The organism is Lysobacter terrae, assembly GCF_054782215.1.
This window is the reverse complement of record NZ_BAAGSX010000001.1, coordinates 1346503-1358988: the sequence shown is the minus strand read 5'-3', so window position 1 is coordinate 1358988 and position 12486 is coordinate 1346503. Positions and strand designations below refer to the sequence as shown.

General features: G+C 66.9%; 9 protein-coding genes. 5 read left to right on the top strand and 4 right to left on the bottom strand.

Going from position 1 to position 12486, the window contains the following annotated elements:
• Positions 1–41: 41 nt before the first annotated feature.
• The 3 genes from ACYVJ8_RS06365 to ACYVJ8_RS06355 all read right to left on the bottom strand — a co-directional run bounded on the left by ACYVJ8_RS06365 (position 42) and on the right by ACYVJ8_RS06355 (position 4764).
• Entirely contained in the window at positions 42–1214 is a 1173-nt protein-coding gene (locus tag ACYVJ8_RS06365; RefSeq protein WP_460710383.1) for a DUF4785 domain-containing protein, read from the bottom strand.
• Positions 1215–1223: 9 nt separating this feature from the next.
• The gene (locus ACYVJ8_RS06360; RefSeq protein WP_460710381.1) at positions 1224–2087 is read right to left on the bottom strand and encodes a hypothetical protein; all 864 of its coding nucleotides are present in this window, start codon (positions 2085–2087) and stop codon (positions 1224–1226) included.
• A 682-nt stretch (positions 2088–2769) separates the two neighbouring features.
• On the bottom strand, positions 2770–4764 hold the full coding sequence (locus ACYVJ8_RS06355) for a DEAD/DEAH box helicase (protein WP_460710379.1): 1995 nt from the start codon (positions 4762–4764) through the stop codon (positions 2770–2772).
• Between the two features lie 145 nt (positions 4765–4909).
• On the opposite strand from ACYVJ8_RS06355, the gene ACYVJ8_RS06350 reads away from it, so the two are divergent.
• The 4 genes from ACYVJ8_RS06350 to ACYVJ8_RS06335 are packed head-to-tail and all read left to right on the top strand — an operon-like array spanning position 4910 to position 11017.
• Positions 4910–5374 carry a hypothetical protein gene (locus ACYVJ8_RS06350; RefSeq protein WP_460710377.1) on the top strand — a complete coding sequence of 155 codons (465 nt, stop codon included), beginning with the start codon at positions 4910–4912 and terminating at the stop codon, positions 5372–5374.
• A 12-nt stretch (positions 5375–5386) separates the two neighbouring features.
• Positions 5387–6943 carry a protein adenylyltransferase SelO gene (locus tag ACYVJ8_RS06345; protein ID WP_460710375.1) on the top strand — a complete coding sequence of 519 codons (1557 nt, stop codon included), beginning with the start codon at positions 5387–5389 and terminating at the stop codon, positions 6941–6943.
• 55 nt (positions 6944–6998) lie between these two features.
• Complete coding sequence (locus ACYVJ8_RS06340; RefSeq protein WP_460710373.1) at positions 6999–9095, top strand: gluconolaconase; 2097 nt, start codon at positions 6999–7001, stop codon at positions 9093–9095.
• Positions 9096–9133: 38 nt separating this feature from the next.
• A complete protein-coding gene (locus ACYVJ8_RS06335) occupies positions 9134–11017 on the top strand; it encodes an ATP-binding cassette domain-containing protein (RefSeq protein WP_460710371.1) in 1884 nt (627 codons plus the stop codon).
• A gap of 85 nt (positions 11018–11102) precedes the next feature.
• Here ACYVJ8_RS06335 and ACYVJ8_RS06330 read toward each other — a convergent pair whose 3' ends face one another.
• Positions 11103–11516, bottom strand: coding sequence for a DUF3592 domain-containing protein (locus tag ACYVJ8_RS06330; protein ID WP_460710369.1), 414 nt, complete (start codon positions 11514–11516; stop codon positions 11103–11105).
• A gap of 436 nt (positions 11517–11952) precedes the next feature.
• Between ACYVJ8_RS06330 and ACYVJ8_RS06325 the strand changes: the two genes are divergently transcribed.
• On the top strand, positions 11953–12486 hold a 534-nt coding region (locus ACYVJ8_RS06325; RefSeq protein WP_460710367.1), incomplete at its 3' end, for an SRPBCC family protein.

The following is a 12486-nucleotide window of genomic DNA, read 5'->3' as shown; positions in this document are numbered from 1 at the left end:
ACGAGGCCGGCCCCTCCAGACTGCGGTGCGATCAGGAACGATCAAAAGCGAACCGCGCGGCCGCGGCTTTCGAGCGGGGCCATCCGGCTCTGGTCGTTCAATTCCAGCGCGCGGATTTCGTACGGCGCGCCGAAGCCGGCGGGCACGTGGGCGCGATCGAAGCCCAGCACGAGCGTGTGCTGGCCGCGCTCGAACCCCGCCGCAGAATGCGCCTGCGAAACCGGGGCCAGCGAACCGTCGGCACCGGTGGCATAGAGCGTGCCCCGCACTTCGTAGCGTCCCGGCGAAGCGTTTTCCACCGGCACGACGGCGCGCAGTTGCGCTGCGTCCACCGTCACCTCGCCGCCGAAGTGCGCCGTGGGCGCGGCCACCGCGAAGGCGGTGCGTGCGTCGCGCGAGATGCCGTCGCCCGTGGCGAACACCTGCAGTTCCCACAGGCCGGGCGAGGCGCTGGCCTGCAACGGCAGTTTCGCGCGTGCGACGAGCTGGCCCTGGGCGTCCGGCTTGACGGTGATCGCGCGACTGCTGCCGTCGGGGGCCACCAGCAGTCCTTCGGCCTGTGCGGGGATGGCGCGGCCGGTGCGCGAAAGCGCCACGGCTACGGTGACGGTGTCGCCGCCCAGCACATGCGAGCGATCGGTCTTCGCCGTCAGCACCACATCGCTATCGGGCTCGAACACGTGGACGACGTAACGGCCCTGCGCCTGTTCCGCGCGCAGCGAATACGCACCGGCGCCGTTTTCGCGCGCCAGTTTGACGACCGCCGTCCCAGTGCTCACGTCCATGCCTGCCGCGCGCAAGGCATCGGCGTCGGCGGCCTGTTCGAGTCGCGCGGTGCGGCCGTTGCCGTGCACGGCGATCTTGCCGGCATCGAGCGGCGCCGCGCCGTGGGTGGGGCTGATGCGTATCAGTGCGCCCGGTGCGGACGTTTTCAGTGCAACGCCGTTCCGCAGTTCGGCGCCGTCGACGGTCTGCCAGTACTCGCGACTCTCCGCGGCGAAGGTTGGCGAAGGCGACAGGGTCGCGTCGGGTTCGAGCCGCCAGGAAAACGAAACAGGTGCACGTTCGAACTGTCCAGCGGGTGCAGGCAGCGCCACCAGTCGCGTCGGCACCTGATCGGCCTGGCCGGGCGGGAGCAGCGGTTGCGCCGCGACGGCGGCGAGCGAAAACGAAGCGAGGGCCGCGGCCAGCGCGGCATTGAGGTTCATGCGCATGGTCGCCCCTTAGAGTCGGAGATCGTTGCGGAGGATAGTGTCGAGCGTGAAGCAGGCGCGGCGACTCTGGTTGTGGCTGAGCGGTTCGGCGCCGGCCGTGCGGCTGGTGTCGTAGAACCACACGCTGCCGGCCGCGGACTGGCTCGTGCAATTGAGAAAGCCGTCGGAGCAGCTGTTGAGCCAGTTCTGCGTGGTTTCCAGGCCGACGTTTTCGGTGTATCCGCCGCAATAGCTGTCGCTGTCGAACGGCGAGGAATCCACGTCGGTGCCGACCACGCTGCGGAAGGTCTTGGGCAGCGCCGGCCGTCCGCTGGTGCCGTAGAGGTAGTTGGCGTTGTAGTAGGCCATCCAGCTCACTTGTTGCTGGCGCACGGCGTCGGACTGGTAGCCGAGCAGCCAACCCAGCGAGGTTTCGAACACGTTGCCGTTGATGACGGCGTCGGCCAGGGGCGTGCCCGCGGAGGACGGTGCGAGTGCGTTGACGCGGACGATCTTGCTGATGATGTTGGGGTAGCGGCTGTCCCAGGTCGGATTCGACAGGATCCAGCGCATCACGTTGCCGCCGTTGGAGTGGGTGATGACGATGAGGCGGGTGATGCCTTTGCTGCTGATGAAGTTGCTGAGTTGTCCCGCCAGGCATCCGGCGGCGCGGCTGTCCCACATGTATTGGGTGAAGTCGCAGTTGATGACGACGTAGTTGCCGGTGTTGGTCAGGCCCTGGCGTACGGAGTCGACCATGGCTGGTTGCCAGTAGTCCTGGTAGGCGTTGGTCTGGGATCCGGTGCCATGGACGAAGGCGACTCCGGTGACGTCAGCGGCGGAGGCGCACGGTGCCGCGGCGGCCAACAGCAGGCCGCAAACAAGGTTCCTCATGTTTCGTTCCCTCGAACTGCAGCGGCTTGGCCCAACGGCTTCGCCGCGGAAAGTCCTGCTCACTGCGCCGGGCCCCACGGCGCATCGCGGGCGAGCATACCCATACGTACGGGTATGTCATGCGGCGGCGCGGCAAGGGCAGTTGGTATCCCGAGTGGGGGAGCAGGTATCCGGGCGGGGCGGGCGGTGCCTATCCGGGCGGGCAGGCTGTGCCTATCCGGGCGGGGCAGGCGGTGCCGGTGGGCAGTCGTGACACGCCGTGAATCCGTCCATGGAGGCTTGTCAGCGGCATCCATGCCGCTGACAGTCACGCCTGCCCACCGACACCACCTGCCCCCGACACATCGCGGACTCGTTGGCAAAAAGCAAAGCTTTCCGCGCCGAAATGACGATCTGCACGCTCTTCTTCTCCCCGCGCGCGGGGAGAAGATGCCCGAAGGGCAGTTGAGGGGAGCGAGCGCAGCGAGTTGCCTTCGCTTTTTTGCTCAGCGCATCCGTGATCTGTGGAGGGGCAGGCGGTGCCGGTCGGTCTGCGTGACTGTCGGCGGCATGGATGCCGCCGACCAAGCCTCCATGGGCGGATTCACGGCGTGTCACGCAGACCGACCGGCGCCGCCTGCCCTTGCCGGGATCCCACAGACACACACGAAAAAGGGGCGGTAATCGCCCCTTTTTCAAACCATCACCGCGAATGCGGCTTGAACTTGCGCGGCTTAGGCCCGCCGCCGCTCGGGCGCGGCCCACGCGGAGGACGCGAATCGTCATCGCGGCGGAACGGCCGATCGCCGCCACCTTCACCAGGACGGCTGATGCGCAACGGCTGGCCAGCGACGCGCACGCGCTTGAGGTGCTCCATGACCTCGCGCGGCATGCCCTCGGGCAGATCGATCAGGCTGAAGTCGTCGCGAATGTCGATGCGGCCGATGTAACGGCTCTCTAGCTCCGCCTCGTTGGCGATGGCGCCGACGATGTTGCCGGGCTTCACCCCATGGCGATGCCCGACTTCGATGCGGAACGTCTCCATGCCCGCCTCGGGCGCGCGGCGCTCCTCGCGCGGCGGCCTCGGTGCACGCGGCGCCTCGTCATCGAAGAACGCTTCGGCCGCGTTGTGGCCAGCGTGGTGCGACACGACTTCGCCCACCGCCCCGGAGTGCTCCTGCGGACGCGGACGATCGCGTTCGAACTTGCCGGTGCGCGGGCCGTCGAAGTCGCTGCGCGCGCGCTCGGACATGCGCTTGGCGAATGGCGCCTTGCCTGCCGGGGCACCGTCGAACCGCGTCTTCTCGAAACCGGCATCTTCGCGATGCGGACGCAACTGCTGCGCCGTGGCCTGCAACAATAGCGGCATGTCGCCCTGTACCAGCTTGGCCAGGGCCGCGGCGATCTCCACCGCGGGCACGTTCTGCTCGCGCTCGTAGCGTTCGATCAGATCGCGGAACATCGCCAGCTCGTCGCTTTCCAGCGCCGTGGTGATGCGGCCGAGGAACTTCGACACGCGCTGCTCGTTCACCGTCTCGATGGTGGGGAGCGCCATCGGCTCGATCGGCTGCCGCGTCGCGCGTTCGATCGCACGCAGCATGCCGCGCTCGCGCGGCGTGACGAAGAGGATGGCCTCGCCCTTGCGGCCCGCGCGACCGGTACGGCCGATGCGGTGGACGTAGCTTTCGGTGTCGTACGGAATGTCGAAATTCAGCACATGGCTGATGCGCTCCACGTCGAGGCCGCGCGCGGCGACGTCGGTGGCGACGAGCACGTCGATGCGGCCGTCCTTGAGCTGGCTGATCGTGCGCTCGCGCGCCTTCTGGTCCATGTCGCCGTTGATCGCGGCGGCGGAGATCCCGCGCGCGGACAGCTTGTCGGCGAGCTCCTCGGTGCCCAGCTTGGTGCGGGCGAAGACGATCATCGCGTCGAAGGGCTCGGCCTCGAGGATGCGCGTGATCGCATCGAGCTTGTGCACGCCGCTCACCGCCCAATAGCGCTGGCGGATGTTGGCGGCGGTGGTCGTGGTGGTTTTGATCGCCACTTCGACCGGATCGCGCAAATAGGTCTGGGCGATGCGCTTGATCGGCGCGGGCATGGTCGCGGAGAACAGCGCGACCTGGCGCGTTTCCGGGATCTTCTTCAGCACCGCCTCGACGTCGTCGATGAAGCCCATGCGCAGCATCTCGTCGGCTTCGTCAAGAACGAGGCAACGCAGCTGCGACAGATCCAGCGAACCGCGCTCGAGGTGATCGATCACGCGGCCGGGCGTGCCGACCACGACCTGCACGCCGCGCTTGAGCGACGCCAACTGCGGCGTGTAGCTCTGACCGCCGTAGATCGGCAGCACGTGGAAGCCGGGCAGGTGGTGGGCGTACTTCTGGAAGGCCTCGGCGACCTGGATGGCCAGTTCGCGCGTCGGCGCCAGCACCAGCGCCTGCGGCTTCTGCTGCGCCGGGTCGATCCTGGCGAGGATCGGCAGCGCGAAGGCCGCGGTCTTGCCGGTACCGGTCTGCGCCTGGCCCAGCACGTCGCGGCCCTGCAGCAGCGGCGGGATGGTGGCGGCCTGGATCGGCGAGGGCGTTTCGTAGCCGACGTCGGCCAGCGCCTTGAGCAGAGGCTCAGACAGGCCGAGATCGGTGAATTTCACGGACGGCGTGTCCGTGGGCGGGGAAGTCGGGGGGGTGGGGGCGCTCATGGCAGCCTCGATGACGCCAGCGCATGGCCGGTCTGGGCGCATAGTGTAACGGCAGGCGCCCGAGTCTCGGCTCGACATCCCGATCACCGGAAGCACGCTAAGCGAGAGCACGCTAAGCGAGGGTCACGACTAGCGAGGAGGCACGATGAGCGAAACCACAGCGAACCCGCAATGGAACGACGACGTACGCGAGATCCCCAGCCTGATCCGCGCGATGTACGCGTGCATTTCCGGCCCGGCCGGCGCGCCGCGCGACTGGCGGCGGTTCCGTTTCCTGCATCGTCCCGAAGCGCTGAGCCTGCGCACGGTGGTGCTGCCGGACGGCGCGACGCGCCCGCAGATATTCACCCAGGAGCAGTACATCGCCGACGTCGAGCCGTTCTTCGCGGTGAACGACTTCTACGAGATCGACATCGGCCACCGGGTCCAGGTCTTCGGCCAGGTCGCGCATGCCTGGAGCCTGTATGAGGCGCGCACCGCGCCGGATTCGCCCGCGGTGATCAAGCGCGGCGCCAACAGCATCCAGCTCTGCCACGAAGAAGGGCGCTGGTGGGTGGTGAGCACGATCTGGGACAACGAGCGGGAAGGGGTGCGGTTTGATTTGTGGTGAGGCAGCACTCCCGTGAACCTGCGATTCGACAACCGCTTCCTGCGCGAACTTCCCGGCGATGCCGAAACCGGCGCGCGGGTGCGCCAGGTCGAAGGCGCGGCCTGGTCGCGCGTCGCGCCGACGCCGGTGACCGCGCCGCGGCTGCTCGCCTATTCGCGCGAGATGGCCGAGCGGCTCGGCATCGACGAGGCCGAAGTGCATTCGCCGCGCTTCGCCGAAGTGTTCGGCGGCAATGCGCTGCTGCCGGGCATGGATCCCTACGCGGTCAACTACGGCGGCCACCAGTTCGGCCATTGGGCCGGGCAGTTGGGAGACGGACGCGCGATCACCTTGGGCGAGATGATCGATCGCGGCGGGGACCGCTGGGAGCTCCAGCTCAAGGGCAGCGGGCTGACGCCGTATTCGCGCACCGCCGATGGCCGCGCGGTGCTGCGTTCCTCGGTTCGCGAATTCCTCTGCAGCGAGGCGATGCATCACCTCGGCGTGCCGACCACGCGTGCGCTGAGTCTGGTCGGTACGGGCGAGGCCGTGGTCCGCGACATGTTCTACGACGGCCATCCGCGCCCGGAACCGGGCGCGATCGTCTGCCGCGTGGCGCCTTCGTTCCTGCGCTTCGGCAACTTCGAGCTGCCGTACTCGCGCAGCGATCTGCCGCTGTTGCGACAGTTGGTGGACTTCTGCATCCGCCGCGACTTCCCCGAATTGGAAGGCGACGGCGAAGCGCTGTACGCGGCCTGGTTCGGCGAGGTCTGCGAGCGCACCGCGGTGATGATCGCCCACTGGATGCGCGTCGGTTTCGTACATGGGGTGATGAACACCGACAACATGTCGATCCTCGGCCTCACCATCGACTACGGCCCCTACGGCTGGATAGACAACTACGACCCGGACTGGACGCCCAACACCACCGACGCACAGGGCCGCCGCTACCGCTTCGGCTGGCAACCGAAGATCGCCTACTGGAACCTGATCCGTCTCGCGCACGCGATCTCGCCGCTGTTCGAAGACCCGCAGCGGCTCAACGAAGGCCTGCAGCGGTTTGCCGACGTCTACACCCGCGAAGATCGCGACACCATCGCGCGCAAGCTGGGACTGGCCGAGTGCCGCGATGCGGATGTCGAGCTGATGCAGGATCTGCACACGCTGCTAGCCGACGCGGAAGTGGACATGACGCTGTGGTTCCGCGGTCTGTCGCAGGTGGACGTGCACGCACCGTCGCTGGCGTCGCTGGCCGATGCGTTCTACGCCGAGGACAAGCGCGAGGCGGCGCGCGCCGCCTTCGACGCCTGGCTGGCGCGCTACGCGGCGCGGGTGCGCGAGGACGATGCGGATCCCGAGACGCGTCGCGCCCATATGGACAGGGCGAACCCGAAGTACGTGCTGCGCAACTACCTGGCCCAGCAAGCGATCGATCGGGCCGAGCAGGGCGATCTGGACGGTGTGCACGAGCTCCTGGAGGTGATGCGCAAGCCGTACGACGAGCAGCCCGGACGCGAGGCCTTTGCGCAGAAGCGGCCGGACTGGGCGCGGCAGAAGGCGGGCTGTTCGATGCTGTCCTGCAGTTCCTGATCCGCGGCGCACTGCCTAGAATTCGCGTCCCATCTACGCAGGACGCATCGAACGCATGACCCGGAACGCATGGCTGTGGCTGGTAAGCGGTCTGACCGTTGTGGCGCTGGCAGCGACGTACGTGTTCGAACCGTCGCCGAGCACAACGTCGGCACTGCCGCGCACCCATGTCGGCTGGTCCGCGCAGGTGCGATTGGTGGCGGGCGATGGCGTGCGCGGCTTCCGCGACGGCGTGGCCTTGCAGGCACGATTCAGCGATCCGTACGGTATCGCCCGCGCGGACGACGGAACGTTGTACGTGGCCGATGCCGGCGACAGCAACCGCATCCGCAGGATCGGTCGCGATGGTGCCGTCACGACCTGGACGGGTTCGGCCGAAGGCTTCCGCGACGGCGTCGGCGCCTCGGCGGCGTTCAATACGCCCTCCGGCATCGCACTGGATCACGCGGGCTACCTCTACGTAGCCGATACTGGCAACCATGCCATCCGCAAGGTTGCGCCGGACGGCGCCGTGACCACGCTGGCGGGTACCGGCGTGGCCGGATTTCGCGACGGACCGGGCGCGCAGGCGCAGTTCAACGGCCCCATCGGCGTCGCCGTGGATGCGGCTGGCCAGGTCTACGTCGCCGACACCTACAACGATCGCATCCGCGTCATCGGGACAGATGGCATCGTCCGCACGTTGGCAGGCGGCGACGGCCCCGGCGATCAGGACGGGCGCGGCACCGAAGCGCGCTTCGATACGCCCAGCGCGGTGGCGGTGGACCCGCGCGGCAATGTCTGGGTGGCCGACACGCGCAATAACGCCATTCGGCGCGTAAGCAGGCAGGGCATCGTCACGACGCTGGCACCTCGCACAGGCGAAGAGGCGCAGTGGACTTTGCGCCGGCCGGTCAGCATCGCGATCACCCATGACGGCATGCTGTACGTCGGTGAACTCTTCCAGGGGCGCGTGCTGCAGGTCGTGCCGCACGGACGCATCGCCGTGATCGTCGATGCCACGCCCGGACAACGACTGGCGCGACCGGCCGGCATCACGCTGGATGGCGGCGATGGCTTGTACGTAGCCGATGCTAGCGCGTACCGGATTCATGCCATCAGACCGGCGTCCGCGGAGTCCTTGCCGCTCGCACTTCGCGTGACCGGTCCAGCGCCGGCGAATCCGCTTCCCGACACGCAGGGACGCTGGCCCCTGCGGCCACAGGACGGTTGGCATGAAGTGGTGGGAACGCTCGGCGAAGTACGCGGGAACTACCAGGGCGAAAGCCGCGATCATCTCCACAACGGCCTGGACATACGCGGAGATGTGGGGCAGGAAGTCGTGGCCATCGCCGACGGCAAGGTCAGCAATCCTTCGGCGAGCTGGGGCTCGGTATACGAACTGGGCGAGGGCATGGCCCTCGACGACATCAGCTACATCCACATGCGGGTAGGGCGCACGGCGCAGGACGTGCCGATCGACCCAGCGCGGTTCGTCCAGATATTCGATGCCGCTGGCACGCTCGAGCGGGTGCGCGTGCGACGCGGAACGCGTTTCAAGGCGGGCGACGTGCTCGGTACGATCAATCCGATGGCGCACGTGCACCTGGTCGTCGGCACGACCGGGTATGAACGCAACGCGATCGCCTTGGGCTTCCGCAACTATGCGGACCACTACGCGCCGCACATCGAGCGGATCGATCTGTTCGACACGCGCGAGCAGCCGCTGCGGCAGACGCAGGACGGACGCGTGCTGCTGGGGCGCGAGCTCGACGGCGTGCGGATCGTCGTGGATGCCTGGGACCAGGTCGACCACAACCTGCCGCGCCGGCGCCTCGGACTGCATGCGCTCGGATACCAGTGGCTCGATGCCGCCGGGCGGCCCATGGCTGGTTACGAGACGCCGCGGATGTCTATCGATTTCGGCCTGATGCCTTCAGATGAAGCGGTCAAGCTCGCTTATGCGGCCGACAGCGGCATCACCGTTCACGGCAGCCAGGTGACGCGCTTCCGCTACGTTGTCACCAACACGGTGCGCGATGGAACCTTCGCAACAGGCGCCTGGCTGCCCCATGACCTGGCCGCGGGCGACTACATGCTCCGCATCACCGCGAAGGACTACAGCGGCAACGCGGCCATCGCCGGGCGGGACCTGCCGGTGCGCCTGAGATAAGGCGGGCCATCGGCAGGGCCACCGCGTAAACTGACGGGATGCCCCTGATTACCCTGCAAAACGCCGACTACGGCGTCGGCGGCCCGCTGCTGCTGGAAAATGTCGCCCTCTCCATCGATGCCGGCGAGCGCATCGCCCTGATCGGCCGCAACGGCGCCGGCAAGTCCACGCTGCTGAAACTGCTGGCCGGCGAGATCCACGCGGACGACGGCGAAGTCCGCGTCGAAGGCGGCGTGCGCATCGCCCGGCTCGAACAGGAAGTCCCCGCGGGCGCCGAGGGCGATGTCTGGGACGTGGTCGCCGCGGGCCTGGGCGAACTCGGTGCCTGGCTGGCCGAATACCACCACCTCAGCCACGCCGAGCACGTCGATACCGAGGCGCTTGCCCGGGTGCAGGCGAAGATCGAAGACGCACAGGGCTGGTCGCTGGACCAGCGCGTGACCGAGACGCTCACCCGCTTGGACCTGGACGGCGACGCGGTGTTCTCCGGACTGTCGGGCGGCATGAAACGCCGCGTGCTGCTGGCGCGTGCACTGGTGTCCGCGCCGGACGTGCTGCTGCTGGACGAGCCGACCAACCACCTCGACATCGAAGCGATCGACTGGCTGGAAGGTTTCCTCAAGGCCTGGGCGGGTGCGCTGGTGTTCGTCACCCATGACCGCCGCTTTCTGCGTGCGCTTGCCACCCGTATCGTCGAGATCGATCGTGGTCAGGTGACCAGTTGGCCCGGCGATTGGGCGAACTACGAGCGCCGCCGCGAAGAACGGCTCAACGCCGAGGCGCAGGAAAACGCGCGCTTCGACAAGCTGCTGGCGCAGGAAGAAGTCTGGATCCGCCAGGGCATCAAGGCGCGCCGCACCCGCGACGAGGGCCGCGTACGCCGGCTCAAGGCGATGCGCTCGGAGCGCCAGCAGCGCCGCGATCTGACCGGCAACGTGAGGATGGAAGTCGCGCAGGGCGAGGCGTCCGGGCGCAAGGTCATCGAAGCCAAGGATGTTTCGTTCGGCTACGGCGGCGAGGCGATCGTGCGCGATCTGTCGACCGCGATCATGCGCGGCGACCGCATCGGCCTGATCGGTCCCAATGGCAGCGGCAAGACCACGCTGCTGAAGCTGCTGCTGGGCGAACTTGCGCCGACTTCCGGCGAGATCAAGCTCGGCAGCAACCTGCAGGTCGCGTATTTCGATCAGTACCGCGCCACGCTGCGCGAGGACTGGAACGCGATCGAGAACGTCGCCGAAGGCCGCGAGAGCGTGGAGATCAACGGCAAGCACAAGCATGTGATCGGGTATCTGCAGGATTTCCTGTTCACGCCCGAGCGTGCACGTGCGCCGATCACGCGCCTGTCTGGCGGCGAGCGCAATCGCCTGTTGCTGGCCAGGCTGTTCGCGCAGCCATCCAATCTGCTGGTGATGGACGAGCCGACCAACGACTTGGACGTGGAAACGCTGGAGTTGCTGGAAGATCTGCTCTCCGACTATCCGGGCACGCTGCTGCTGGTCAGTCACGATCGCGATTTCCTCGACAACGTCGTGACTTCCACCCTGGTGATGGAAGGCCAGGGCAGGGTGGGGGAATACGTCGGCGGCTACAGCGATTGGTTGCGCCAGCGGCCGCAGATGGCGGCGCCGCAGCCGGCCAAGCCCGCAGCGACCGCGCCGGTTGCGGCGGCATCGGTCGCAGTGGCTTCGCCGGCACCTGCGAAACGCAAGCTCAGCTACAAGGACGCGCGCGAACTGGAGCAGTTGCCGGCGCGAATTGAAGCGCTGGAAGCGCGCGTCGCCGAGTTGACCGAAGCTATGAACGATCCGGCGTTCTATCAGCGTGGTAGTGCCGAAATCGCGACGCACAACGCGAGCTTGGCCGCGGCGCAGGTCGAGCTGGATGCGGCCTACAGCCGGTGGGCCGAACTGGATGGTTGAATTGGGGGCGAAGCGCTAGGCGTCCCCGGCCTCTGCCTTCCATGCACTTAACCGATCAACTGCGCGGTCTTGGCTCCCGGCGATGTCATTGCGCAGGTTCTTGGTCTGTCGCCGAAACAGCAAACACGATGAAAATCGCACCCATAACAAGCACCCCTATGGGAAATCCCCACAGGGCTCCGAAAGTCTTGAGCGTACAGTCCCTAGGGCTTTTCGCATCGTAAAAAACCTGCACGCGGTCGCCAATGTGGTAGCCCCCGATCATGCCATTTTGTGCGGCCTCTATCACTTGTCCGTCTTTTGTAGTGAAGGTCACCTCGGGATGGGAGCCACCGTAAGGTAATCCCGTAACAATGCCATCTGCAGTTTCGGCTCGGTCGACGAACCGCTTGACTGAAAGGCACCAGGCCGCGCCAACAATGAGAATCAAAACCCCCGCTGCCGCAAAAATCACGGCCTTAGCAGCTGCCTCAACTGGATCGTTCTTATAGGTTTTCATCGCTTGCTACTGGTGGGAATTCCACAAGAATCATGCTGTCGCTTTTGCGCGTCATCCCCCAGGATGCGGGGGCTACGGGTGTAGCGTCGCAGTTGTTGTGTTAACTATTTTTTGCTTTTTTGCGTGGCGAATCGAGATGCATGGAAGGGCAGGCGGTGCCGGTGGGCAGGCGCGACTGTCGGCGGCATGGATGCCGCCGATCAAGCCTCCATGGACGGATTTACGGCGTGTCGCGACTGCCCACCGGTGCCGCCTGGCCGTGCGGGGATCGCGACGGGGCGTCCCCTCACCCTGCGTCGCTGCGCGACGCTTTCCCTCTCCCCGCAAGCGGGGCGAGGGAGAGGCGGATTCAATGCATACCGACCGTTCCCAATGACCCTTGCGCGCTTGCGTACGCCACGCGTTAATCGGGCCACTTCACCTCGGGGGAATCGGCATGCGCAGCCTCATGACGGCAGTCTTCGTCTTCGCGGCGCTGACCGCGGCCGATGCGCGCGCGGAGATCAAAGAGTCCGCGGCGAACGGGTTCACCCTCGAAAATTCGCAAACGGTCCCGGTCGATGCCAAGACCGCCTGGAACGCCCTGATCAACGACGTCGGCCGCTGGTGGCCCAAGGACCACACCTGGTGGGGCGATGCCGGCAAGCTGTCGATCCAGCCGCGCGCCGGCGGCTGCTTCTGCGAAATCGATGGCGAACGGCAGGCGCTGCACATGACCGTGACCTTCGTCGATCCCCAACACACACTGCGCATGACCGGCGGCCTCGGCCCGCTGCAGGGCATGGGCTTGAGCGGCGCGATGGAGTGGCGCTTCGCCGAAGTCGAAGGCGGCACCCGGATCACCCTGTGGTATCGCGCCGGTGGCTATACGCCGGATGATCTGCGCAAGTTCGTACCCGTCGTCGATCAGGTGCAGGGACAACAACTGGGCGGCCTGGCCGACTACCTGCGCACCAAAGCCAAAGCCAAA

What these genes read in the sequence shown, in the direction of transcription:
- ACYVJ8_RS06360 (WP_460710381.1), bottom strand. Translation starts at nt 2,087, where the DNA reads ATGAGGAACCTTGTTTGCGGCCTGCTGTTGGCCGCCGCGGCACCGTGC.
- ACYVJ8_RS06365 (WP_460710383.1), bottom strand. Translation starts at nt 1,214, where the DNA reads ATGCGCATGAACCTCAATGCCGCGCTGGCCGCGGCCCTCGCTTCGTTT.
- ACYVJ8_RS06350 (WP_460710377.1), top strand. Translation starts at nt 4,910, where the DNA reads ATGAGCGAAACCACAGCGAACCCGCAATGGAACGACGACGTACGCGAG.
- ACYVJ8_RS06355 (WP_460710379.1), bottom strand. Translation starts at nt 4,764, where the DNA reads ATGAGCGCCCCCACCCCCCCGACTTCCCCGCCCACGGACACGCCGTCC.
- ACYVJ8_RS06335 (WP_460710371.1), top strand. Translation starts at nt 9,134, where the DNA reads ATGCCCCTGATTACCCTGCAAAACGCCGACTACGGCGTCGGCGGCCCG.
- ACYVJ8_RS06330 (WP_460710369.1), bottom strand. Translation starts at nt 11,516, where the DNA reads ATGAAAACCTATAAGAACGATCCAGTTGAGGCAGCTGCTAAGGCCGTG.
- ACYVJ8_RS06340 (WP_460710373.1), top strand. Translation starts at nt 6,999, where the DNA reads ATGACCCGGAACGCATGGCTGTGGCTGGTAAGCGGTCTGACCGTTGTG.